We start from the raw sequence: 24458 nt of genomic DNA on the forward strand, positions 1-24458 counted from the left end.
CCGGGGTCGCGATGGCAGCTCCTCCCAGGAAACTGGCGGCGTCAGCCGCCCATCAGGATCGGCAGCGTGGCCACGCCCATGATGAGCACCATGAACACCACGTACACGATGAAGAACAGGATGATCAGCACCAGCATCACCCAGAACAGGATCCACCCGACCTTGTTCATCTTCTGAGCGGAGTACGGATCACTGTCCATCTGCACCAGGGCGATGATCCCGAAGATCGCCGGAATCGTGCCTCCGCAGAGGAAGCCGACGATGATCAGGATGATCGCGCTGGACTGGATCTTGCTGCGGTCCGGCAACGGGCCCTGGGGGTGGTAACTCATAGCTCGCGGATCCTTGTCGCTCAGGCGTGGGGACGGGCGGGCCGTCCTTCAGCAGGTTCGGTCCAGCAGCTCAGTCCTTCAGCGGGCGACCGTGGGCGTCACGCTCGAAGGTCGGGGACTTCGCGAGCACCATGATGCCCTCGATGAGCCCCCACCAGGCGCCGATGCCGCAGGTGAAGACGGTGACCGCGATCTGGATGATGCCGATCGTGGTGTACCCCAGCAGGAAGCGGTGGACCCCGAATCCGCCGAGGAAGATGCCGAGCAGGCCCACCACCAGGCGGCTCTGAGGCTCACCCTGGGGTGCTGCGCCACCGGCGGCGGGAGCCTGGCCGGCGCTGGGCTGGCCGTAGCCGGCGCCGCCCTGCGCGTAGGGATCGGAGGCGGAGGGGCCGGAGCCCGCCGCCGGCGACCAGTTCTGCTGCGGCTGCCCGTACGGATCGGAGGCGGAGCCGGCAGACGGCTGGGCGTACGGGTCCTGCCCGGCAGCGGGCTGCTGGCCGAACGGGTCCTGCCCCGCAGCAGGCTGCTGGGCGTACGGATCCTGCCCGGCGGCAGGCTGCTGGGCGTACGGGTCCTGCCCGGCGGCAGGCTGCTGGCCATAGGGATCCGAGGCGGAGGGGACCGGCTGGCCGTAGGGGTCCTGCTGTCCGTACTGCTGCGCGCCCGGCGTCTGCTGACCGAAGGAATCCTGCTGGGCTGCAGGCTCCGCAGGCGGCTGCGCCCACGGATCCTGCTGCGGCTGCGCGTAGGGGTCCTGCGGCTGCTGCGCGTAGGGATCCTGCTGCGGCTGGCCATAGGGATCCTGGCCACCCTGCTGCGCATCGAAGTCGTTCCCCTGGGTGTTCCAGGAGCCGTTGTCACCGGGATTGCTCATGGCGGACACGATACGTGGTGCAGCCGTGGTGATGCACCTCGGCTGGACCCGGCTGTCAGCGGCGGCGCTTCTCGCGGATCCGCACGCCGATCACGATCGGTGAGCCCGTGAACTCGAAGTCCTCGCGCAGACGGCGCTCGATGAAGCGGCGATAGCCGTGCTCGAGGAAGCCGCTGGCGAAGATGACGAAGCGCGGCGGCCTGGTTCGTGCCTGCGTCGCGAACAGGATGCGGGACTGCTTGCCGCTGCGCACCGGGTGGGGATGCGCGGCCACCAGCTGGCCCAGGAAGGCGTTGAGCCGGCCGGTGGCGATGCGCCGGTCCCAGGACTCCAGCGCAGCTTCGAGCGCGGGCACCAGGCGGTCGGCGTGGCGGCCCGTCTCGGCGGAGATGTTCACCCGAGGAGCCCAGGAGACGTGTGCGAGATCACGCTCGATCTCCCGCTCCAGCGTCTTGTGACGCTCCTCGTCCAACAGGTCCCACTTGTTGAAGGCGAGCACCAGGGCGCGCCCGGACTCCAGGACCATGTCGATGATCTTCAAGTCCTGAGCAGAGATCGGTTCGGAGGCCTCCAGCAGCACCACCGCGACCTCGGCCCGGTCCAGGGCGGAGCGGGTGCGCAGCGAGGCGTAGTAGTCGGCGCCCTGGGACTGGAGCACCCGGCGCCGAATACCGGCGGTGTCCACGAAGGTCCACTCCTTGCCACCGAGCGTGATCTTCTCGTCCACCGGGTCCCGAGTGGTGCCGGCGACATCGTCGACCACGACGCGCTGCTCCTTGGCGAGCCGGTTCAGCAGCGAGGACTTGCCGACGTTCGGACGACCCACCAGGGCCACCCGGCGGGGACCGCGGTCGGCGGGCGTCCCACGGCCTTCCTCGGGCATCGCGGCGAGCACGGCGTCCAGCAGGTCGCCGGATCCGCGCCCGTGCAGGGCGGAGACCGCATGCGGCTCCCCCAGGCCCAGGTTCCACAGCCCGGCGGCCTCGATCTCGCCGCGCTGGTCATCGACCTTGTTGGCCACCAGCACCAGCGGCACCTTGGCCTTGCGGAGCACCTTGAGCAGCTGCTCATCGGTGGTGGTCACACCGACATTCGCATCGACGATGAACATCACGACGTCGGCGAGGGAGACGGCCACCTCGGCCTGCTCGGCGACCCTGTAGGCGATGCCCTGGACCCGGTCCTCCCAGCCGCCGGTGTCGACCAGCCAGAAGTCCTTGCCCGCCCACTCAGCCTCATAGAAGACCCTGTCGCGGGTCACCCCGGGGCGGTCCTCGACGATCGCCTCGCGGCGGCCGAGGATGCGGTTGACCAGGGTGGACTTGCCCACGTTGGGACGGCCCACCACCGCCACCACCGGAAGGTTCCGCTGGATCTCGGGCATCAGTTCCTCGGACTCGTCCCCCGTCAGCAGGGCCAGGTCCTCGTCATCGAGCTCGTAGTCGGACAGGCCGGCGCGCAGCGCGTTCTCGATGTCCGCATCGGTGGGACCGTCGGCCGACGCGCCCTCCGAGGTGGTCGTCCGACGCCGGACGGGCTCGGGCTTGCCGTGCTCGGCCTCCTCCTGCGCGGTCTCGGCCGCGGCGACGAGCATCAGCACCCGCTCGACGACGTCTGCGATGTCGAGGCCCGTGGTGTCGAGGGTCTCGACCCCCTCGGCGGCGGTGAGGAACTCCGAGACGGTGGAGTCGTCCCGGTCCCGGCGCAGCACCTGATCGGCCATCCGGGCGCGGGTGTCCTCGTTGTCCTCGAGGTCGAGCTCGGCGGCGCGGCGGCGCATCCGCTCTTCGTCGGAGGCGATCAGCAGCACGCGCACCTGGGCGTCGGGGGCGACCACGGTGGTGATGTCGCGGCCCTCGGCGACGCAGAAGCCGCGCTCGTCGGCGGTGGCGTAGAGCAGCTCGCGCTGACGCTGCTGGAGGATCGCGCGCACCAGGGTGTTGGTGGCGACGTCGCTGACGCGCTGGGAGATCCGCTCGCTGCGGATCTCGGCGGTGATGTCGGTGCCTCGCACCACGACGGTCGCGCCCTCGGGATCAGTGCCGAGCTCGAGCTCGAGCTCCTCGGCGGCCTGGGCGACAGCCTCACGATCGGTGAGGTCGATGTCGCGGTCCAGGCAGTCCCAGGCCACGGCGCGGTACATCGCGCCGGTGTCGAGGATGCCGCCCTCGAGCGCATCGGCGACATAGCGGGAGACCGTGGACTTGCCGGAGCCGGCCGGTCCGTCGATCGCGATGGCGATGCCGCGGGCGGGGCCGGTGTTCGCGAGGGAGGAAGGGTCGTGCGGCGCGCTGGTGTGCATCCGGCAAGGATACGGGGCGTTCAGGACTCCGCGACGGTCCAACCGCGTGCGGAGAGCTCTCGGGTGAGCAGCTCCTCACGGGAGGCGTCCACGGAGAGGTGTCCGAGGCCCACCTGGCGCCCGTAGTTGTGCTCGAGGTGGAAGTCCTCGAGGTTGACCCCGATCTCCCCCATCTCGGTGAACAGCCGACCGAGCTCGCCGGGACGGTCCGGCACCAGCACCGTCACGGTCGAGAAGGAGTCGGAGGCTCCGCCGTGCTTGCCGGGGATGCGCCGCACCCCGCGATTCCCGTCGGCGATGAGCTCTGCGAGGGCGCGGCGGGAGCCGACGGCGGGGTCCGGGTCCCCGGTCATCGTGGCGAGGGCGGCCAGGATCTCGTCCAGCCGGCCGCGCACCCCGTCGAGCACCTCGCTGACCGCCTCAGCGTTGGCGCCGAGGATCTCGACCCACAGCCTCGGGTCGGAGTCGGCGATGCGAGTGGAGTCGCGCAGACCCTGCCCGGACAGTCCCAGGGCCGTCTCCCCCGGTTCCAGCAGCGTGGTCGCCAGCAGGCTCGAGAGCACCTGCGGCACATGCGAGACGTGAGCCACTGCGGTGTCGTGCTCGTCGGCGCCCATCACCACCGGCACCGAGCCGATTGCGGTGGCGATGCCCTGGAGGAGGCTGATCGCTTCGGGGCGGGTGCTCGGGTGGGGCACGACCACGAAGGGTCGCCCGCGGAACAGATCGCCACGGGCCGAGATCACGCCGGAGACTTCACGTCCGGCCATCGGATGGGCCCCGATGTATCGGGTGAGCTCCTCGGGCTCGACCGCCTGGGTGATGCCCTCGAGGACGATCCCCTTGACGCTGGCCACATCGGTGACCAGTGCCTGCGGCCAGGTGCGCAGGGCCTGGACGACCAGCTGGGCGGTCGCGTCGGGTGGGGCTGCGATGACCACGAGCCGCGGGTCGGGCCCGGCGGGGTCGGCGACATGCCCCACCCCCAGCTCGACCGCGAGCGCCGTGGTGCCCGGGGAGACGTCCTCGACCTGCACGCTGGCTCCCGCGGCGCCGAGCGCCATGCCCAGCGAGCCGCCGATCAGCCCGGTGCCGATGATCCGGACCGGAGAGGGCACCAGCGACATCACAGCCCGACCTCGGCCATCAGGGTGCCGAGTTCACGGCCCGTCAGCTCCCGGGTGCTGCCCGAGTCGAGATCGCCGAGCAGCACCGGGCCGATCCGGGTGCGGACCAGCGCGGTCAGCTCGAATCCCAGCGCGGCGAACATGCGCCGCACGATGCGGTTGCGCCCCTCATGCAGGGTCACCTCGACCACCGCTTCATGACCGTCCTGGGCGAGCACCCGGGCCCGGTCGGCACGGGCCGGACCGTCCTCGAGCTCGATTCCCTCGCGCAGGGACTTCACCAGGCCCCGGGGAGCGCCGCCCGGTGCCTCGAAGCGGCACACGTAGGTCTTCTCGACCTCGAAGCTGGGGTGGGTCAGGCGGTGGGCGAGCTCGCCGTCATTGGTCAGCAGCAGCAGGCCCTCGGTCTCGTAATCGAGCCGGCCCACGTGATAGAGCCGCTGGGAGTGGCCGGCGGTGAACTCGGCGAGGTTGCGCCGGCCTTCCGGATCGCTCATCGCGGAGACCACGTGGCGCGGCTTGTTCAGCACCAGCGTCAGCTTCGTCTGGTCCAGCTGGAGCCGGCGACCGTCGACATGCACCACCTGGGTGGTGGGATCGATCCGCACTCCCTGTTCCTGGACGATGACCCCGTCGATCCGCACGCGACCGGTGGAGATCAGGGTCTCGCAGGCCCGGCGGGAGCCGAAACCGGCTCGGGCCAGGACCTTCTGCAGCCTCTCGCCCTCTTCGCGATGGGGCTCGGGGGCGAGGCCGTCCGGATCCTTGGCCGGCGCCACCGGGGTGCCCGCCTCGTCGCGCAGCCGCACCCGCTTGGGCGGCGTGAAGGCGCTGCGACGTCGCTGAGGCTGGCTGCTGGAGCGGCCCGAGGAACCGGGGCGCTGCCCGCCGCGCCGATCGGCGGCCATCAGGCCGCCGAACCGCGGGAGATGAGCTCCCTGGCGAGCTGGCGGTACGCGTCAGCGCCCTTGGTGGAGGAGGCGAAGGAGATGATCGGCTCGGCCGCCACCGAGGCGTCGGGGAACTTCACGGTGCGGTTGATCGTGGTGTGGAAGACCTTGTCCGGGAAGGCGCCGACCACCCGCTGGCACACCTCGCGTGAATGAAGGGTGCGGGGGTCGAACATGGTGATCAGGATGCCGTCGAGCTCGAGCCGGGGGTTGATCCGGTCCTGCACCTTCTCGATCGTCTCCACCAGCAGGGCCACGCCGCGCAGGGCGAAGTACTCCGCCTCGAGCGGGATGATCACGCCATGGCTCGCCGCCAGTGCGTTCACGGTCAGCAGGCCCAGCGACGGCTGGCAGTCGATGATGATGACGTCGTACTCATCCGCCACCGGGCGCAGCACGCGTGCCAGGGCCATCTCGCGGGCCACCTCGTTGACCAGGGTGACCTCGGCGGCGGAGAGGTCGATGTTGGCCGGGAGCACGTCGAGGTTCTCGGTCGAGGTCTCCTGGATCACGTCGTGCACGTCATGGCCACGCTCCATCAGCAGGTTGTACACGGTCACGTCGAGGTCGTAGGGGTTCACCCCGGTACCGGCGCTGAGCGCACCCTGCGGGTCCAGGTCCACCAGGAGCACCTTGCGCCCGAGCTCGGCCAGGGCCGCCCCGAGGTTGATCACGCTGGTGGTCTTCCCCACCCCACCCTTCTGATTCACCATCGAGATGATGCGTGCCGGCCCATGGGAGTCGAGCGGGGCCGGCTCCGGGAGCTCCGGCATCGGTCGGCCGGTCGGGCCGAGATCGATGTCCAGCTGCTGGGAGGAGGTCGGGCTCACGTCGGTGTCCTGTCGTCGGCGTCGTGGTCTGGTGGTGCGGAACGATCCGTGACCGTTCGGAACTGATCCGAGCGTGGTCCGGGGAACGACGGCTGCACCATGCCGTCCGCGTCCCGCACAGGTCGTCCCCGAGGGATCGGGCCCGGCAGGGACGTCGCGCCGGACAAGTCTAAGCCCCTCACTGAGCCCGGGGGTGGGCGGAGGCGTGGGTCTCGCGCAGGGTGTCGACGGTGACCTGCGTGTACAGCTGCGTGGTGGTGACGGAGGCATGTCCCAGCAGCTCCTGCACGCTGCGCACATCTGCGCCGCCGTGCAGCAGGTGGGTGGCATACGAATGGCGCAGGGTGTGAGGGCTGATCGGCTCCGCCAGATCCATCAGCTCGGCCTCCTCCGCCGCGCGCCGCACCACCTGCCAGGCGGCCTGCCGGGTGAGCCGGGTCCCACGGGAGCCCAGGAACACCGCCGGGGAGCCGCTCCCCCGCGCCGCGAGCGTGGGACGGCCGCGGGTCAGGTACGCCTCGAGCGCCGCCAGCGCGAAACGGCCCACCGGGAGCACCCGGTGCTTGTCGCCCTTGCCGCGCAGCACCGCGGCCCGTTCCTGGGGATCGATGTCGTCCACATCCAGTCCGGTCGCCTCTGAGATCCGGGCACCCAGCCCGTAGAGCACCTCGAGCAGCGCGCGATCGCGCAGCGCCCGCTCGGTGGCGTCCCGCCCGGTGCCGGGGCGGCCGGCGGCATCGATGAGCGTTTCGACCTGGTCGATGCTGAGCGGGTGCGGAAGCCGTTTGGGCAGCGTCGGAGACGGGACCAGGCGCGAGGGATCGCCGGTGGTGGAGACGCGTTCGGCGTCGAGGAACGAGTGCAGCCCTCTGACCGCGGCCAGGGAACGGGCAGCGGAGGCGGCGGAGAGCGGGCTTCCGCCGTCGGCACCGGTGCGCACGGACTGCAGCCAGGCCCCCAACTGCTGCGGATCCGCGGCCGTGGGATCCACGTCCCGCCGGGCCAGGTCGGCCAGATAGCGGGTGAGGTCGCGGCGGTAGGCGTCCAGGGTGTTCGAGGAGAGCCCGCGCTCGATGCGCAGGTGGCTCAGATACTGCTCGAGGGTCCGACGGTCAGCGGGACGCAGGATCTGCTCGCCGGCGGGTTCCGGCTCGCCAGCGGGTTCCGGCTCCCCGTCGGGTCCCGGACCGCCGGTGGTCACAGGGTGACGAAGGGATCGATCGCGAGGGCGACGAAGAGCACGGTGAGATAGGTGATCGAGCCGTGGAAGACGGTCATCGGGCTCAGGGCCTTGCCGGTGAGACCACGGCGCACGCGCAGTGCGTAGCGGATCACGAGGTAGCCGAACCACAGTCCGGAGGCGACCGCGGCGACGCCGTACACCCAGCCGGTCGATCCCAGCGGGATGATCGCAAGGCTCGAGGCGATCATCAGAGCGGTGTGCATGATCATCTGACGGGCCACGGTCGTCTTCGAGGCGACCACCGGGAGCATCGGCACGCCGGCATTGGCGTAGTCCGCGGCGAACTTCTCCGCCAGCGGCCAGTAGTGCGGCGGGGTCCAGAAGAAGATCACCAGGAACAGCAGCACTGCGGTCCAGGACACCGTGCCGGTCACGGCGGCCCAGCCGATCAGCACCGGCATGCACCCGGCGATCCCGCCCCAGACGATGTTCTGGCTGGTGCGGCGCTTGAGGATCATCGTGTAGAAGACGACGTAGAGCAGGATCGCACCGACCGCGAGCGCGGCCGAGGCCCAGTTCACGAGCAGGCCCAGCCAGAGCGCGGAGACGATCGAGATCGTGATGCCGAAGATCAGGGCGGCGCGCGGCGAGACTGCGCCGGACGGGATCGGTCGGTTGCGGGTGCGCTTCATCTTCGCGTCGATGTCGCGCTCGAGGTACATGTTCAGAGCGTTGGCCCCGCCCGCAGCGAGGTACCCGCCGATCATGGTGTTCAGGATCAGCCACGGCGAGGGGAACCCGCCTGCGGCGAGGAACATCGTGGGGATCGTGGTGATCAGCAGCAGCTCGATGATGCGCGGCTTGGTCAGCGCCACATAGCTGCGGATCACGGAGCGCGCGGACTGCGGGGCCCGTCCACCTCCCCGGCGTGCATGCTGGACCGAAGCTCCCTGGGTGGCGGTCACCGCCCACCGTCCTTCCTCTGAGCGCGGCAAGGCAGCCGCGTGAACCCCCACAGTCTAGGCGGTGGCCCCTCCGGGCGGCACCAGTGCCAGAGGTGAGAACCCGCACCGTGTCGCCCGGTCCGCCGTGCGCCCCGGCCGGGAGGCGCGACCGCGACCGCGGAGGATCGTGTGCGAAGCCGCTGGGACACGCTCGGCAACAGGCTGGACGGACGAGCGTCATGGACCCCGCCCGACTAAGCTGGACGCTGTCGCCTCGCACAGGGAACCCGCACGTCGCAGGACGTGCTGCCGGGACCGCCCGCCGAGGCCTGTCGATCCACGCGGCCGAGCGGCTGCACACCGGCGAAAGGAAGCACCCGATAATGACGGAGAACTTCAAGGCCCCCGAGGGCTGGACCGAACTCGACAAGCGTGCGGTCGACACCGCGCGCGTCCTCGCCGCTGATGCGGTCGAGAAGGTCGGCAATGGGCACCCGGGCACCGCTGTGAGCCTCGCTCCGGCCGCCTACCTGCTCTACCAGGACGTGATGCGGCACGATCCGAAGGATCCGTCGTGGCTGGGCCGCGACCGCTTCGTGCTCTCGGCCGGTCACTCCAGCCTCACGCAGTACATCCAGCTCTTCCTCGGCGGCTTCGGCCTCGAGAAGAAGGACCTCGAGGAGCTGCGCACCTGGGGCTCGAAGACCCCGGGCCACCCGGAGAACTTCGTCACCTCAGGCGTGGAGATCACCACCGGTCCGCTGGGCCAGGGCATCTCCTCGGCGGTCGGCTTCGCGATGGCGCAGCGCCGCGAGCGCGGCCTGCTGGACCCCGAGGCCGCTGAGGGCACCAGCCCCTTCGACCACTTCACCTATGTGATCGCCTCCGACGGCGACCTCCAGGAAGGTGTCAGCAGCGAGGCCAGCTCCATCGCCGGCACCCAGCAGCTCGGCAACCTCATCGTCCTGTGGGACGACAACGAGATCTCCATCGAGGGTGACACCTCGATCGCCTTCACCGAGGACACCGCCGCGCGCTACGAGGCCTACGGCTGGGACGTGCGGACCGTGGACTGGACCCAGGGCGGAACCGAGTACCTCGAAGACGTCGCGGCCCTGAAGGCCGAGATCCTCGAAGCTCAGAAGGTCACCGACAAGCCGACCTTCCTCCGACTGCGCACCGTCATCGGCTGGCCGATCCCCGAGCTGGCCGGCAGCCACTCGGTGCATGGCGCGAAGCTCGGCGCCGAGGGCGTCGCAGGCCTGAAGAAGGCCGTGGGCCTGGACCCGGAGCAGCAGTTCCAGGTCGACGAGGATGTCCTCGCCCACACCCGCGCCCTCGCTGAGCGCGCGGTCTCTGCGAAGGCAGAGTGGGACAAGGGCTACCAGGCGTGGCGCTCCGCGAACGCGGAGAAGGCCGCTCTGCTGGACCGGCTCCAGGCACGTGAGCTGCCCGAGGGCTTCGCCGAGGCGTTCCCGAGCTTCGAGGCCGACGCCAAGGGCCTCGCCACCCGCGCCGCCTCCGGCAAGGTCCTCGAGGCCCTCGCACCGGTCATGCCTGAGCTGTGGGGCGGCTCCGCCGACCTCGCCGGCTCGAACAACACCACGATGAAGGGCGAGCCGTCCTTCCTCCCCGAGGAGCTCAGCTCCTCCGAGTTCGCCGGTGACAAGTACGGCCGCACGCTGCACTTCGGCATCCGCGAGCACGGGATGGGCGCGATCCTCTCGGGGATCTCGCTGCACGGGCTCACCCGCCCGTACGGCGGCACCTTCTTCCAGTTCTCCGACTACATGCGCGGCGCGGTGCGCCTCGCCTCGCTCATGAAGGTCCCCGCGACGTACGTGTGGACCCATGACTCCATCGGTCTGGGCGAGGACGGCCCCACCCACCAGCCGGTCGAGCACCTGGCCGCGTACCGCGCGATCCCGAACCTGTCGATCGTGCGCCCCGCGGATGCGAATGAGACCGCGCAGGCCTGGAAGGCGCTGCTCGAGCGGGATCACGGCCCCGTCGGCCTGATCCTCTCCCGGCAGGCGATGCCGACCTTCGACCGCAGCGAGTACGCGGGCGCGGAGAACCTCGTCAAGGGCGGCTACATCATGAAGGAGGCCTCGGCGGAGCCGCAGGTGATCCTCATCGGCACCGGCTCCGAGCTGCAGTACGCCGCGGAGGCGCAGACCCAGCTCGAGGCGGCGGGCATCCCCGCCCGTCTGGTCTCGATGCCGTCCGTCGAGTGGTTCGACGAGCAGGACGAGGAGTACAAGGAGTCTGTGCTCCCGGCGTCGGTCACCGCACGCGTGAGCGTCGAGGCCGGCATCGCGATGCCCTGGTACCGCTTCCTGGGCACCCATGGGCGTGCAGTCTCGCTCGAGCACTACGGTGCATCGGCCGATGCGGGCACTCTCTTCAAGGAGTTCGGCTTCACCGCCGAGGCCGTGGTCGCAGCGGCGAAGGACTCCCTCGCCGCAGCCGGGGCCTGATCCTCCGCGGGGCGGGGCCTCCGGGTCCCGCCCCGCTCCTCTTCCCCTCCCCTCCCCTCCCCATCCTCTTTCCTCCTCTCCTCTCCCCTCTCTCCCTCCGCCCGTCCCGCCGCCGACCGCGGACCCAGAGGTTCCCTCCCTCACCTCGGGGAAGGATCCGGCGCTTGAGACCGTTGCACCGGGCGACACCAGTTCGACACAGGGCGCACAGCGCCCGGAAGGAACACCATGGCTCAGAACACCAACACCCAGGCCCTCTCCGATGCCGGAGTCTCGATCTGGCTCGACGATCTCTCGCGTCAGCGGATGTCCTCCGGGAACCTCCAGGAGCTCATCGACAGCCGCAACATCGTCGGCGTGACCACGAACCCGTCGATCTTCCAGGCTGCGATCTCCGGCCGCTCGGAGTACGACGCAGACATCGCCCGCCTCGCGGCGGAGGGCAAGGACGTCGACGCCATCGTCGAGGTGCTCACCACCGATGACGTGCGCAGCGCCGCCGATCTCTTCGCCGACATCTACGCGTCCTCGCACGGCTTCGACGGCCGCGTGAGCATCGAGGTCGATCCCCGCCTCGCCCACGAGACCGAGAAGACGATCGAGCAGGCCAAGCACCTCTTCGAGGTCGTCGGCCGCGAGAACGTGATGATCAAGATCCCCGCCACCGAGGCCGGCCTGCCGGCCATCACCGCAGTGATCGCCGAGGGCATCAGCGTCAACGTCACCCTGATCTTCTCTGTCGAGCGCTATCAGGCCGTGATCGAGGCCTACCTCACCGGTCTCGAGCAGGCCGCGGCAGCGGGCAAGGATCTCGCGAAGATCCACTCTGTCGCCTCCTTCTTCGTCTCCCGCGTGGACTCGGAGATCGACGCGCGGCTCGAGGCCCTGGGAACCGAGGAGGCGACCGCTCTGCGCGGCCAGGCCGGCGTCGCGAACGCACAGGCCGCCTTCGGCACCTACCTCGAAGCCTTCGGCTCTGAGCGCTTCACCGCGCTCAAGGGTGCGAACGTCCAGCGGGCGCTGTGGGCATCCACCGGCGTGAAGAACCCCGACTACGCCGATACCCTGTACGTCGACAACCTGGTCGCGGATCCCTCCGTCAACACCATGCCGGAGAAGACCCTCGAGGCCGCCGCGGACCATTCGGAGCTGAAGGCTCCGCTGTCCGCCGAGGCCGCTGTCGCGGGCGTCGCGACGCTCGAGCGCGTCGCCGGCGCCGGGGTCGACCTGGTCGAGGTCTTCGCACTGCTCGAGCGCGAGGGCGTCGAGAAGTTCGAGAAGGCCTGGAACGAGCTCCTGGCCACGGTGTCCGCCTCCGTCGAGTCCGCCCGCGCCTGACTCTTCGAGGAGCACGGTCCCGCATCATGGGCGGGCCGTGCTCCTCTGCTCCGTGTCCTAGAAAGGACGAACGTGACCGACTCCTCCACTCCCCCTGCCGGGGCTGACGCGCCGAATCCGCTGCGCGATCCCCGCGACCGCCGTCTCCCGCTCATCGCCGGGCCCAGTTCGATGGTGATGTTCGGCGTCACCGGCGACCTCGCCCGCAAGAAGCTGCTGCCCGCCATCTATGACCTCACCCATCGTGGCCTGCTGCCGCCCAGCTTCGGGCTGGTCGGCTTCGGTCGTCGGGAGTGGTCCGATGACGACTTCGCCGACTACGTCCGCAAGAGCGTCTCCGAGCACTCCCGCACCGGCTTCGACGAGAGCGTCTTCGAGCAGCTCCGCGGCGGGCTCCGCTTCGTCACCGGCACCTTCGATGACAGCGCCGCCTTCGAGAAGCTGACCGAGGTGGTCGGCGAGCTCGATCGCACTCGCGGCACCGGCGGTAACCACGCCTTCTACCTCTCGATCCCGCCGGACGCCTTCCCGCAGGTCTGCGGCCAGCTCGCGGACTCGGGGCTCAACACCCCCCGCGACGGTTCCTGGCGCCGAGTCGTCATCGAGAAGCCCTTCGGGCACGACCTCGCCTCCGCCCGCGAGCTCAACGACGTGGTGGAGAAGGCGTTCCGTCCCGAGGACGTCTTCCGCATCGATCACTACCTGGGCAAGGAGACGGTCCAGAACATCCTGGCGCTGCGCTTCGCGAACCAGATGTTCGAGCCGATCTGGAACGCGAATTATGTCGACCACGTGCAGATCACGATGGCCGAGGACATCGGCATCGGTTCCCGTGCCGGGTACTACGACGGCATCGGCACCGCCCGAGACGTGATCCAGAACCACCTGCTGCAGCTGCTCGCGCTGACGGCGATGGAGGAGCCCGTCACCTTCCGCGCCTCCGATCTGCGTGCCGAGAAGGAGAAGGTCCTCGCCGCCGTCGAGCTGCCGGAGGATCTGGCGGCGCACACCGCTCGCGGCCAGTACGTGGGCGGCTGGCAGGGAGGCGAGCAGGTGCGTCCCTATCTCGAGGAGGACGGCATCCCCGCCGATTCCACCACCGAGACCTTCGCCGCGATGCGCCTGGACATCGCCACCCGCCGCTGGGCCGGTGTCCCCTTCTACCTCCGTGCAGGCAAACGGCTGGGCCGCCGCGTCACCGAGATCGCAGTCGTCTTCAAGCGTGCCCCGTTCCTGCCGTTCCGCTCCACGGACACCGCGGATCTGGGTCAGAACGCGATCGTCATCAGGGTCCAGCCCGATGAGGGCGTCACCATGCGCTTCGGCTCGAAGGTCCCCGGCACCCAGATGGAGGTGCGGGACGTGACCATGGACTTCGCCTACGGCATGAACTTCACCGAGGAGTCACCGGAGGCGTACGAGCGGCTGATCCTGGACATGCTGCTCGGGGACCCGCCGCTGTTCCCGCGGCAGAAGGAGGTCGAGCTCTCCTGGAAGATCCTCGACCCCATCACCGAGTTCTGGGCCCAGAACCTCGACCCCGCTCCTTACCGCCCCGGCACCTGGGGCCCCGATACCGCGCACGAGATGCTCGCCCTCGACGGGCGTACCTGGAGGCGACCGTGATCACCACCCTGACCGACACCACCGCATCGGCGATCAACAAGCAGATGATCGAGATGCGGGAGACGTTCGGCGCGAACACCATCGGCCGGGTCCTCACCCTGATCATCGTCGCCACCGGCGATGTCGAGGAGCCGCTCGAGGCGGCCATCGCCGCCAGCCACGAGCATCCTGCCCGGGTGATCGTGGTCGATGCGGAGCCGGAGGCTGAGAACTCCGGCCTGGACGCGGAGATCCGGGTGGGCCGTGACGCCGGCGCCGGGGAGATCGTGATCCTGCGTGCCCGCGGGGACGTGCTGTGGTCGCTGGACACCCTGGTGATGGCGCTGCTGCTCCCCGATGCCCCGATCGTGACCTGGTGGCCGGAGAATGCTCCCTCCTCCCCCATCCATGACGTGCTGGGTTCGATGTCCCAGCGTCGCATCACCGACTCCGCCGCCTGCCAGGACCCGCTGGGGACCCTCAAGCGGCTGCGCCGCGGCTACGCCAGCGGCGACTCCGACTTCGCCTGGGCGCGGCTGACCCGCTGGCGCGGACTGGTCGCGAGCGCCTACGAGGTCCCGCCGATCTCGACCCCCACCAAGGTGGAGGTCGCCGGCACGGTCGACAACCCCTCGGTGGTGCTCATGGCCGGCTGGCTCGAGCACGCCCTCGGGGTCGAGGCGGAGGTGCTGCCCCCCAACGGCGGCGACGTCGACTATGCGGGTGTGCACAGCGTCCGTCTGGTCCGCCAGGACGGCACCATCGACCTCACCCGGGTCGATGACGCCTCGATCGTGATGAAGCTCCCCGGTGACGACACCGGACAGCACGTCACCATGCCGCGCCGCACGCTCGCTGAGCTCATCACCGAGGAGCTGCGCCGACTGGACCCCGACGAGGTCTACGGCGAGGTGCTCGCCACCACGTACAGCAGCATCGATGACACCGCCACCTTCGCCGGGGGCAAGCCCGATCCCGTCGACCAGGTGCTGCCCGACGCGGACGGGGTCGCGGCCGCTGCCGCAGAGCACACCGCGAAGCAGCTCGCAGCCGCCCTCGAGGAGCGTCCGCTCGCGCACCTGGTGCTCACCGGCGGGACGGTCGGCACCAAGACCGCCGCTGCGCTGCCCGCAGCGCTGGACGCCGCAGGGGTCGATGCGAGCCGCCTGCACCTGTGGTGGGGCGACGAACGCTTCGTGGCCTCGGACTCCGAGGATCGCAACGAGATGGCGGTGCGTGACTCGCTGCTCGCGCCGCTCCAGGCCGAGTCCGGGCTTCCGGCCCGCAACATCCATGTGATGCCCTCCCCCGCGGACGGCATGTCACTGGACGACGCCGCCGCCTGGTACGGGCAGCAGCTGGACCAGATGGGCGGCGATCAGCCGTTCCGCACCCGCGGCCGGGCGTTCTTCGATGTGGTGATGCTGGGCGTGGGACCTGACGGTCATATCGCCTCGCTGTTCCCCGAGCATCCGGATCAGCGACAGGTGGCAGCGAGCGCGATCGGGGTCACCGACTCGCCGAAGCCGCCCTCGGAGCGGATCTCGCTGACGTGGCCGGTGCTGAACTCCTCCCGCCATGTGGCACTGCTGGTCGCCGGCGAGGAGAAGGCCGGCGCGGTGCGCGACGGTCACCAGGACATCAACCCCTGGGAAGTCCCTGCCTCGGCAGTGCGCGGCCTGGAGTCGACGACCTGGTTCCTCGACGCCGCCGCCGCCGGGCAGCTGCCGCAATGAGCAGTCCCACGGGACGCTGAGAACGCGAGAAGGGCCGGTCACCACCATGGTGACCGGCCCTTCTCATACGACTCAGCGGCCTTTAAGAGACCGGAGGCGAAGGCTCAGAGCAGCTTCTCCACGATGCCCAGGCCGACTGCGCACACGCCCCAGCTGACCGCGACACCCACCGTGAGGCGGTTGAGATTGCGCTCGGCCACCCCAGAGGCGCTCGCATTGGAGGAGACACCGCCGCCGAACATATCGGAGAGCCCGCCGCCACGTCCCTTATGCAGCAGGACGAACATGATCGTGAGCAGACCGAGGACGGCCAGCATGACCTGAAGGATGAGCTTCAGCAGGGGCAGATCCACGAGTGCAGGCACCTTCCACGGGGTACGACGGACTGATCCAGCATACGGCACGGGCCGGACCCATACTGGGTCCGGCCCGCGTGGCAAGGCTCTCGCCTGCTGAGCTTCTACCGCTCGCAAGCTCGCAGTACGTCGCTCAGCCTGCGCTGAACCTGCTGAGCTTCTACCGCTCGCAAGCTCGCAGTACGTCGCTCAGCCCTGGAAGCCCGCGATCTTGGCGAACTCCTCGGCCTTGAGCGAGGCTCCGCCGACGAGGGCGCCATCGACATCGGCCTTGCCCATCAGCTCGACCACGTTGGACGACTTCACGCTGCCGCCGTAGAGGACGCGGACCGCGTCGGCGACGACATCGCCGTGCAGCTCGCGCAGCGCCTCGCGGATCGCCTGGCAGACCTCCTGCGCGTCGTCTGCACTGGCCACCTCGCCGGTGCCGATCGCCCACACGGGCTCATAGGCGATGACGATCTTCGCCGCCTGCTCGGCGGTCAGACCCTCGATGCCGCCCGTGAGCTGCGCGAGGGTGAACGGGACATGGTTCCCGGCCTTGCGCTCCTCGAGCGGCTCTCCGACGCACAGGATCGGGGTGAGCCCCGCGGCGAAGGCTGCCCGAACCTTAGCGTTCGTGACCTGCTCGTCCTCGCCGTGGTACTGGCGACGCTCCGAGTGGCCGACGGCGACATAGGTGCAGCCCAGGGTCTTCAGCATCTGCCCCGAGACCTCGCCGGTGTAGGCACCGGACTCGTGCTCGGAGATGTCCTGCGCGCCGTAGGCGATCGGCAGCTTGCCGGCGTCCACGGCGACCTGCACGGTGCGCAGGTCCACGAACGGGGGGAGCACGACGGTCTCGACGACCGAGGTGTCGAGACCCTTGAGCTGTTCTCCCAGCTCCTCGACCAGGGACAGGCCCTGCTTCCAGTCGAGATTCATCTTCCAGTTGCCCGCCATCAGCGGGGTACGGGTCGTCACTTGGAGTCCTCCTCGAGGATTGAGATGCCCGGCAGGTCCTTGCCCTCGATGAGCTCGAGGCTCGCGCCGCCGCCGGTGGAGATGTGCGAGTAGAGGGATTCGTCGAATCCGAGGATGCGGACCGCGGCGGCGGAGTCGCCACCGCCGACCACGGTATAGCCGGGAGCCTTCGAGAGCACATCCGCGACGCTCGAGGTGCCCTTGGCGAAGCTCTCGAACTCGAAGACACCCATCGGGCCGTTCCAGAACACGGTCGCTGCATCGGCGATCTTCTCGCCGAACAGCTTCGCCGTCTCCGGGCCGATGTCCATGCCCTCCTGATCCGAGGGGATCTCGGAGGAGGGGACCACCGTCGCGGGCGCGTCGGCGGAGAACTCGGGTGCCACCACCGTGTCGACGGGCAGGACCAGCTCGACACCGTTCTTCTCGGCGCGCTCGAGGTACTCGCGCACCACGTCGAGCTTGCTCTCGTCGAGCAGCGACTTGCCGACCTCGTAGCCCTGCGCCTTCTGGAAGGTGTAGGCCATGCCGCCGCCGATCAGGATGCGATCGGCCTTGCCCAGCAGGCTGTCGATGACTCCGAGCTTGTCGGCGATCTTCGCACCGCCGAGCACCACCACGAAGGGGCGCTCCGGAGAATCGGTGACCTTGCGCAGGGACTCCACCTCACGCAGCACCAGCTCACCGGCGGCCGAGGGCAGCAGGGTGGCGAGCTCGTACACGGAGGCCTGCTTGCGGTGGACGACGCCGAAGCCGTCGGAGACGAAGGCATCACCGAGGGCGGCGAGCTGCTCGGCGAAGGCGAGCCGCTCCGACTCGTCCTTCGAGGTCTCCCCCGGGTTGAACCGCAGGTTTTCGAGCACGGCCACCTGGCCATCCTCAAGCCCGGCCACGACCTCCTGCGCGGAGCTGCCGACGGTGTCCGTCGCGAAGGCGACGTCCTGGCCCAGCAGCTCGCCGAGACGGCCCACGACCGGCTTCAGGGAGTACTTGTCCTCCGGTGCGCCTTTGGGGCGGCCGAGGTGGGAGATCACGGCGACCCGTGCACCGGCTTCGACCAGCCGGGTGAGGGTGGGCAGGGCGGCGCGGATGCGACCGTCATCGGTGATGGTGGTCCCGTCCAGCGGGACGTTCAGATCAGCCCGGACGAGCACGCGCTTGCCGCGCAGCTCTCCGAGCGAGTCGATGGTCTTCAGCACGATGGTGCTCCTTCAGGTTCGGGCGAACGCGCCATCGCTCGGCGCGGACTCGTGAGACGACCGGAGCCCACCGGCCACCGACCCTTCGGGGTGGTGACCGGTGGGCTCCGGGGTGATCCGGGTCGTCAGTACGACGACCGGTGGATCAGAGGGACTTGCCCACGAGCTGCGAGAGCTCGACGAGGCGGTTGGAGAAGCCCCACTCGTTGTCGTACCAGGTGAAGACCTTCACCAGGTTGCCGTTCACCTTGGTGAGCTGGCTGTCGAAGATCGAGGAGTGCGGATCGCCCTCGATGTCCTTGGAGACGATCGGATCCTCGGTGTAGCGCAGGATCCCCTTCAGCGGGCCCTCTGCAGCCTTCTTGATGGCGGCGTTGATCTCCTCGACGGAGACCTCGCGCGATGCCTCGAAGGTGAGGTCGGTGATCGAGCCGGTGGGGACCGGAACGCGCAGCGAGTAGCCGTCCAGCTTGCCCTTGAGCTCCGGCAGCACCAGCGCCACGGCCTTGGCCGCACCGGTGGTGGTCGGGACGATGTTCAGCGCGGCCGCACGTGCACGGCGGGGGTCCGAGTGGGGGCCGTCCTGCAGCACCTGGTCCGAGGTGTAGGCGTGGACGGTGGTCATCAGACCCTTGACGATCCCGAACTCGTCGTTCAGCACCTTGGCCACGGGGGCGAGGCTGTTGGTCGTGCAGGACGCGTTGGAGATGATGTGGTGGTTCGCGGGGTCGTAGTCGCCCTCGTTCACACCGATGACGAAGGTGCCGTCCTCGTTCTTGCCGGGGGCCGAGATGATGACCTTCTTGGCGCCGGCCTCGATGTGGGCCTTGGCCTTCTCGGCGTCGGTGAAGATGCCGGTGGACTCGATGACGACGTCCGCACCGATCTCGCCCCACGGGATGTTCTTGGGATCGCGCTCGGCGAACGCCTTGATGGTGTTCTCCCCGACGGTGATCGAGTCGTCGTCGTACGAGACGTCGTAGGGCAGCACGCCACCGATCGAGTCGTACTTGATGAGATTCGCGAGCGCGGCGTTGTTAGTGAGGTCGTTCACACCGACGATCTGGATGTCGGCCTTCTGCTCGAGTGCGGCGCGCAGGAAGTTACGGCCGATGCGGCCGAATCCGTTGATTCCAACCTTGATGGTCAAGGGTTCCTCCTAGATTCGCAGAGAACTGCGAAATTCCGGTACTGACATGGTGCGCACGCCCTTGTACGCTCGGACGGCGCCGGAAGTGACCGACGACCACGACGATCTTATCAACGTCCTGGGTCCGGTGACGGGGGTAATCGGTCCTCGTCCACTCCGTGGTCGGTTCCGGGCATGCCCAGATCCTCCGCGCGCTTGTCCGCAGTGGCGAGCAGGCGCCGGATCCGCCCGGCCACGGCGTCCTTGGTGAGGGGCGGATCCGCCAGACGGCCGAGCTCCTCGAGGCTCGCCTGACGGTGCTCGAGGCGAAGCTGGCCCGCCGCCTGCAGATGCTCGGGGACCTCATCACCGAGGATCTCCAGCGCCCGCTGCACCCGCTGCCCGGCAGCGACCGCCGCGCGGGCGGAGCGGCGCAGATTCGCGTCGTCGAAGTTCGCCAGTCGATGCGCGGTCGCCTTGACCTCTCGCTTGGTGCGGCGCTCCTCCCAGCTCTTGACGGTCTCGTGCGCCCCCATGCGGGTCAGCAGCATGGAGATCGCGTCTCCGTCCCGCAGCACCACGCGATCGGTCCCTCGTGCCTCGCGCGCCTTGGAGGCGACGCCCAGCCGGCGGGCGGCCCCGACCATCGCGAGCGCGACCTCGGGGCCCGGGCAGGACAGCTCCAGCGCTGAGGAGCGTCCCGGCTCGGTGAGCATCCCCCGGGCCAGGAAGGCTCCGCGCCAGGCGGCCTCCGCGTCGACCGTCGCCCCGCCGACCACGAAGGGGGGCATCCCCCGCACCGGTCGGCCGCGGGCATCGAGCAGGCCGGTCTGCCGCGCGAGCATGCCGCCCTCGCGTTCGACCCGCACGATGTAGCGAGTGGTGCGGCGGATGCCGGAGGGGGCCAGGACCGCGAGCTCGGCCCGGTGGCCGTACATGTCGGCGATGATCCCGTGCAGACGCCGGGCGACCGCGGCGGAATCCAGCTCCGCCTCGACCACCACCTTCCCGGCAACCAGGTGCAATCCGCCGGCGAAGCGGAGCATCGCTGCAGCCTCTGCCTTGCGGGCGGAGGGCCGGCTCACCTCGAGGTGGCTCAGCTCCTCCTTCGCCTCACCCGTCAGAGCCATGCAAGTCCTCCTCGATGGTGGGGGGCTGTGCCCCCGTGATGCGGTGCTCGGTGCCCTCATGGTCGGGCTCGACATCGCCGTAGGCGTCGTCGAAGAGATCACGGTACGCGGCGGCGAGCCGCACCGGGTCATGGTGCGGTGTACCGTCCCCCACGCTCACCTGGCGCAGCAGGGTGCGGATCCCGCGGGCCTGGGCCGCCTCCGCCAGCTCGAGGGCGTCCTCGAGGGTAGTGGGATCCGCCAGCAGCGCATCGAAGCGGCACCCCTGGGCTCGTTCCAGGAGCACATCGAGCATGTCCAGGCTGGTCATGCCCTCTGCCTCCTGCGACCCCACCGAGAGGTTGGTGGTGATGCAGCGCCGGGCGGGGCTGGTGCGGATCGCCTCGGCGATCTCGGGGATCATCAGATGAGGCAGCACGGAGGTGTACCAGGAGCCGGGGCCGACGACGATCCAGTCTGCGCGGCCCAGCGCGTCGATCACGTCCTGCGGGACCCGTGGCCGCTCGGGGATCAGCCGGATGTCCTCGACCCTTCCCTCCGCGGTCGCGACCTGCCACTGACCGGAGACCGTGCGCAGAGTGCCGTCGGCGCCGCGCACCTGGGCCTCGATATCGAGGGGGTCCAGGGCCATCGGCAGCACCCGTCCTCTGGCGCCGAGCAGCTCTGCCATCTGATCGAGCGCCTCGACCGGGTCCTCGAGGATCTGCCACAGCGCGACGATCAGGAGGTTGCCCAGGGCGTGCCCGTCGAGCTCGCCATCGGTCGCGAAGCGGTGCTGGATCACATCGCCCCAGATGGAGCCCCAGTCGGAGTCCTCGCAGAGCGCCGCGAGCGCCATCCGCAGGTCCCCGGGGGGCAGCACCGGCATCTCGGTCCGGATCCGTCCGGAGGAGCCGCCGTTGTCGGCGACGGTCACCACGGCGGTGATGTCATCGGCCAACAGCCGCAGGGCGCGCAGGTTCGCGGCCAGGCCGTGACCGCCGCCGAGAGCGACCACCCGCAACGGGCGCTGCGGATCGCCGCGCCGACCCCGCCGCGCACTGGCGGAGCGATCCGCGCCCCGGAGGCGAGATCCCCGGGCGCGCGGTGCGATGCTCATTCGCGCCCCAGATCGCGGTGGCGGATCCGTACGGCGTGGCCGCTGCGGCGCAGCTCCTCGCCGATCTTCTCCGAGACCGCGACCGAGCGGTGCTTGCCGCCGGTGCAGCCGATCGCGAGCGTGGTGAAGTGCTTGTTCTCGGCGCCGTAGCCACGCAGCACCGGACGGATCATCTCGAGGTAGCGGTCCACGAACTCCTGCGCGTTGGCGTCCTTCAGGACGAAATCCGCCACCTCGGGGTCGGTGCCCCGCTTCGGTCGGAGCTCAGGGACCCAGTAGGGGTTGGGGATGAACCGGACGTCGCTGACGTGATCGGCTTCGAGCGGGATCCCGTACTTGAAGCCGAAGGAGAGCATCGTCACGGTGAGCTGCTGCTCCTCGCTGGTGCCGAAGACGGTGCGCATCTTCATCGTGAGCTGGTGCACGTTCAGGGGGGAGGTGTCGATGACCAGGTCTGCCATCCGCCGGTAGGGGGCGAGCATCTCGCGCTCCCGGCGGATTCCCTCCAGCACGCCCTCCTCCCCCTGCAGCGGGTGGGGACGGCGCACCGAGTCGAAGCGACGCACGAGCGTGGATTCGTCGGCGGTGAGGAACACCAGGCGCAGGCGCAGATCGGCCTTGCGCAGATCGGCGACCACATCGGAGAGCTCGCTGAAGAAGGGGCCGGAGCGGGGGTCGACGACCACGGCGAAGCGGTTCTCGCGGCCCACGGCGGTGGCGCGCAGCTCATATAGCGTCCCGATCAGCTGCGGCGCGATGTTGTAGACGACGTACCAGCCCATGTCCTCCAGGGCGTGGGCGGCGGTCTCCCTCCCGGCACCGGCGAGGCCGGTGATGATGACGACGTCACCCCGGGTGTCAGTGGTGGGGGTCAGTACGGGCTCCTCGGTCACGAGCGCTCCTTCCGGGGTCGGGGACAGGGGGTGGGTGCAGCTGGTCAGCGGTCGAGGATCTCGCCGGTCGCCATGTCCACGGTGACAGCGAGCTCGCCGTCCTCGAGGACTGCCTGCGCCTGGTCCCCCTGGTCGGATCGTAGCGCGAGCGCGATCTGCGCGGCCAACGCGGGTCCGATCCCGTTGACCCGAGCCAGCTCCTCCTCGCTCGCCGCACGGATCGCGGAGACGGTCACGAAGCGATCCAGGAGCGCCCGTCGACGGGCGGGGCCGAGCCCGGGGATGCCGTCCAGGGCGCTGGCCTGCATGGCGCGACCGCGCTTGGATCGGTGGTAGGTGATCGCGAAGCGGTGCGCCTCGTCACGCAGGCGCTGGACCAGGAAGAGCGCTTCGCTGGTGCGCGGCAGGATCACCGGGTAGTCGTCCCCGGGCAGCCAGATCTCTTCGAGCCGCTTGGCGATGCCGGCCAGGGCGATGTCGGTGATGCCGAGGTCGTCGAAGGCACGCTGGGCGGCGGCGACCTGGGGCGGGCCGCCGTCGACCAGGATCAGCGAGGGCGGGTAGGCGAAGCGCCGGTACCGTCCCTGCTCCTCCTCTGCCGGCTCGGGCGGGTCCAGGTGGTGCTTGAGCCGCCGGGAGATGACGTCGTACATGGAGGCGGTGTCGTCGCGGGCTGCCTCGCCGCTGACGGCGTAGCGGCGGTACTCGCTCTTCTTGGGCAGGCCGTCCTCGAAGACCACCTGGGACCCGACCACGTTGGTGCCATGGGAATGGGAGATGTCAAAGCACTCGATCCGCAGCGGCGGCTCGGCGAGGTCGAGCGCCTCCCCCAGGTCCTCGAGCGCCTTGGTGCGGGCGGTGAGATCGCCGGTGCGCTTCAGACGGTGCAGCCGCAGCGCCTCGGTCGCGTTCTCGCCGACGGTGAGCAGCAGGTCCTTCTTCTCGCCGCGCTGCGGGACCCGCAGGTCAGTTCGCGGGCCCATCAGCTCGAGCACCTGCTCGCGGTTCCGGGGCAGGATCGGGACCAGCACCTCCTTGGGTGCCGGGCTCTCGGCGTACAGGGTGGTCAGCGCGCGCTCGATGAGGTCGGGCCCGGTGGATTCGTCGAGAATCTCCGCGGTCCAGCCGCGCTGGCCGCGGATCCTGCCGCCGCGCACATGGAAGACCTGCACGGAGGCTTCGAGCTCGTCCTGCGCGAGGCCCACGAGGTCCGCGTCGGTGGCGTCGGAGAGCACCACGGAGTTCTTCTCCATGACCTTGTTCAGCGCCTTGAGGTCGTCGCGCAGGCTCGCGGCGGTCTCATAGTCCATCGCCGCGGCGGCGCCCTTCATCTGCTGCTCGATGCGGCGGGTGTACTTCGAGGTGTTGCCGGCCATGAAGTCCGCGAACTGCTCGGCGAGGCGGCGGTGCTCGTCCTCGGAGATGTCTCCGACGCAGGGGGCGGCGCATTTGCCGATGAAGCCCAGCAGGCAGGGCCGCCCGGCGCGCTCGGCGCGGCGATACACCCCTGCGGTGCAGGACCGGATCGGGAAGACCCGCAGCATCAGGTCGAGGGTCTCGCGGATCGCGCCCACCTGCGGGTAGGGCCCGAAGGTGCGGTCACCCTTGGCGCGGGGCCGACGGGTGATGTGCACCCGGGGCACCTGCTCCCCCATCGTGATCACCAGGTACGGGTAGGACTTGTCGTCGCGGAACTTGACGTTGAAACGCGGGTCGAACTCCTTGATCCAGGTGTACTCGAGGGTGAGCGCCTCCACCTCGGTGCCCACCACGGTCCATTCGACGCTCGCGGCGGTGGTGACCATCCGCCGGGTGCGTTCGTGGAGGACCGCGAGATCCTGGAAGTAGTTGACCAGGCGCTGGCGGAGGTTCTTCGCCTTGCCCACATAGATGACCCGGCCGTGCTCGTCCCGGAAGCGGTACACCCCGGGCCGGGTCGGGATGGTCCCGGTGGCGGGACGGTAGGTCGCCGGATCTGCCACGGT

20 protein-coding genes are annotated in these 24458 nt (G+C 69.6%); 4 read left to right on the forward strand and 16 right to left on the reverse strand.

The genetic code is table 11. The features are described from left to right. Positions 1–41: 41 nt before the first annotated feature. The 8 genes from ACTH43_RS06095 to ACTH43_RS06130 all read right to left on the reverse strand — a co-directional run bounded on the left by ACTH43_RS06095 (position 42) and on the right by ACTH43_RS06130 (position 8566). Positions 42–332 (reverse strand): hypothetical protein, encoded by a 291-nt coding sequence (locus ACTH43_RS06095; protein WP_441444034.1) that lies wholly within the window; start codon positions 330–332, stop codon positions 42–44. A gap of 70 nt (positions 333–402) precedes the next feature. After that, the gene (locus tag ACTH43_RS06100; protein WP_441444035.1) at positions 403–1209 is read right to left on the reverse strand and encodes an NINE protein; all 807 of its coding nucleotides are present in this window, start codon (positions 1207–1209) and stop codon (positions 403–405) included. A gap of 55 nt (positions 1210–1264) precedes the next feature. Further along, complete coding sequence (der, locus tag ACTH43_RS06105; RefSeq protein WP_441444036.1) at positions 1265–3511, reverse strand: bifunctional cytidylate kinase/GTPase Der; 2247 nt, start codon at positions 3509–3511, stop codon at positions 1265–1267. Positions 3512–3531: 20 nt separating this feature from the next. Further along, positions 3532–4638, reverse strand: coding sequence for a prephenate dehydrogenase (locus tag ACTH43_RS06110; protein WP_441444037.1), 1107 nt, complete (start codon positions 4636–4638; stop codon positions 3532–3534). Beyond that, positions 4638–5546, reverse strand: coding sequence for a pseudouridine synthase (locus tag ACTH43_RS06115; protein ID WP_441444038.1), 909 nt, complete (start codon positions 5544–5546; stop codon positions 4638–4640). Before ACTH43_RS06115 ends, ACTH43_RS06110 begins: the two co-directional genes overlap by 1 nt. Further along, complete coding sequence (locus ACTH43_RS06120) at positions 5546–6418, reverse strand: ParA family protein (protein WP_441444039.1); 873 nt, start codon at positions 6416–6418, stop codon at positions 5546–5548. The genes ACTH43_RS06115 and ACTH43_RS06120 overlap by 1 nt, the downstream gene beginning before the upstream one ends. A gap of 178 nt (positions 6419–6596) precedes the next feature. Then, positions 6597–7619: a site-specific tyrosine recombinase XerD gene (locus tag ACTH43_RS06125; RefSeq protein ID WP_441444040.1), complete on the reverse strand. Its 1023-nt coding sequence runs from the start codon at positions 7617–7619 to the stop codon at positions 6597–6599. Further along, the gene (locus ACTH43_RS06130; RefSeq protein WP_441444041.1) at positions 7616–8566 is read right to left on the reverse strand and encodes a heme o synthase; all 951 of its coding nucleotides are present in this window, start codon (positions 8564–8566) and stop codon (positions 7616–7618) included. The genes ACTH43_RS06125 and ACTH43_RS06130 overlap by 4 nt, the downstream gene beginning before the upstream one ends. Positions 8567–8928: 362 nt before the next feature. Here ACTH43_RS06130 and tkt point away from each other — a divergent pair, with 362 nt between their 5' ends. The 4 genes from tkt (at position 8929) to pgl (ending at position 15704) form a co-directional block, all read left to right on the forward strand. Continuing rightward, positions 8929–11025, forward strand: a complete 2097-nt coding sequence (gene tkt / locus ACTH43_RS06135; RefSeq protein WP_441444042.1) for a transketolase — start codon at positions 8929–8931, stop codon at positions 11023–11025. A 228-nt stretch (positions 11026–11253) separates the two neighbouring features. Next, on the forward strand, positions 11254–12363 hold the full coding sequence (gene tal, locus ACTH43_RS06140; protein WP_441444043.1) for a transaldolase: 1110 nt from the start codon (positions 11254–11256) through the stop codon (positions 12361–12363). A gap of 72 nt (positions 12364–12435) precedes the next feature. Next, positions 12436–13989 (forward strand): glucose-6-phosphate dehydrogenase, encoded by a 1554-nt coding sequence (gene zwf / locus ACTH43_RS06145; RefSeq protein WP_441444044.1) that lies wholly within the window; start codon positions 12436–12438, stop codon positions 13987–13989. Then, a complete protein-coding gene (gene pgl / locus ACTH43_RS06150; protein WP_441444045.1) occupies positions 13986–15704 on the forward strand; it encodes a 6-phosphogluconolactonase in 1719 nt (572 codons plus the stop codon). The genes zwf and pgl overlap by 4 nt, the downstream gene beginning before the upstream one ends. A 104-nt stretch (positions 15705–15808) precedes the next feature. Here the strand turns inward: pgl and secG are convergent, their stop codons facing one another. The 8 genes from secG to uvrC all read right to left on the reverse strand — a co-directional run bounded on the left by secG (position 15809) and on the right by uvrC (position 24455). Further along, positions 15809–16051: a preprotein translocase subunit SecG gene (gene secG / locus ACTH43_RS06155; protein ID WP_441444115.1), complete on the reverse strand. Its 243-nt coding sequence runs from the start codon at positions 16049–16051 to the stop codon at positions 15809–15811. A gap of 198 nt (positions 16052–16249) precedes the next feature. Beyond that, a complete protein-coding gene (tpiA, locus tag ACTH43_RS06160) occupies positions 16250–17023 on the reverse strand; it encodes a triose-phosphate isomerase (protein ID WP_441444046.1) in 774 nt (257 codons plus the stop codon). Next, on the reverse strand, positions 17020–18222 hold the full coding sequence (locus tag ACTH43_RS06165) for a phosphoglycerate kinase (RefSeq protein WP_441444047.1): 1203 nt from the start codon (positions 18220–18222) through the stop codon (positions 17020–17022). Before ACTH43_RS06165 ends, tpiA begins: the two co-directional genes overlap by 4 nt. A gap of 145 nt (positions 18223–18367) precedes the next feature. Then, the gene (gene gap, locus ACTH43_RS06170; protein ID WP_299303401.1) at positions 18368–19372 is read right to left on the reverse strand and encodes a type I glyceraldehyde-3-phosphate dehydrogenase; all 1005 of its coding nucleotides are present in this window, start codon (positions 19370–19372) and stop codon (positions 18368–18370) included. A gap of 110 nt (positions 19373–19482) precedes the next feature. Further along, entirely contained in the window at positions 19483–20481 is a 999-nt protein-coding gene (gene whiA / locus ACTH43_RS06175) for a DNA-binding protein WhiA (protein WP_441444048.1), read from the reverse strand. Then, positions 20465–21580 (reverse strand): gluconeogenesis factor YvcK family protein, encoded by a 1116-nt coding sequence (locus ACTH43_RS06180; protein WP_441444049.1) that lies wholly within the window; start codon positions 21578–21580, stop codon positions 20465–20467. Before ACTH43_RS06180 ends, whiA begins: the two co-directional genes overlap by 17 nt. Further along, complete coding sequence (gene rapZ, locus ACTH43_RS06185) at positions 21577–22473, reverse strand: RNase adapter RapZ (protein ID WP_441444050.1); 897 nt, start codon at positions 22471–22473, stop codon at positions 21577–21579. The genes ACTH43_RS06180 and rapZ overlap by 4 nt, the downstream gene beginning before the upstream one ends. A gap of 44 nt (positions 22474–22517) precedes the next feature. Then, a complete protein-coding gene (uvrC, locus tag ACTH43_RS06190) occupies positions 22518–24455 on the reverse strand; it encodes an excinuclease ABC subunit UvrC (RefSeq protein ID WP_441444051.1) in 1938 nt (645 codons plus the stop codon). Positions 24456–24458 lie beyond the last annotated feature (3 nt).

It is taken from the genome of Brachybacterium sp., from assembly GCF_052095815.1.
In the GTDB taxonomy this organism is placed as follows: Bacteria; Actinomycetota; Actinomycetes; order Actinomycetales; family Dermabacteraceae; genus Brachybacterium.